The sequence below is a fragment of the Stenotrophomonas maltophilia genome (assembly GCF_013464485.1).
Lineage (GTDB): Bacteria > Pseudomonadota > Gammaproteobacteria > Xanthomonadales > Xanthomonadaceae > Stenotrophomonas > Stenotrophomonas maltophilia_AW.
The window spans coordinates 1-297 of sequence record NZ_RAUX01000097.1; the positions used below are offsets into that span (position 1 = coordinate 1).

General features: G+C 66.7%; 1 protein-coding gene. It reads left to right on the forward strand.

Features of this window, described 5'->3' with window-relative positions; all coding sequences use genetic code 11:
- The coding region (locus tag D7Y61_RS22450) for a transposase (RefSeq protein ID WP_180869401.1) at positions 1-297 on the forward strand (297 nt) is incomplete at both ends.

Here is a 297-nt window from a genome sequence, read left to right on the forward strand (position 1 = left end):
CGCGGGTAGCGACGACGGCATGGATGGGCTGCGGATGAGTTCGATGACCTACCGCATCGCCACCGGTCGCGACGCTGGCCGCAAGGYCGTCACGCTGCAAACATTGCCCGGTGACGCAGGCTCGCTGGAGGGCGAYGCCGGCAAGGTCGGCGGCTTCTCGCTGCATGCCGGCGTGGCCGCGGAAGCACACGAAAGCCACAAGCTCGAAAAGCTGTGCCGCTACATCACGCGCCCGGCGATCAGCGAGCAGCGGCTRTCGATCTCACCGCAGGGTAGGGTGCGGTATCAGCTCAAGAC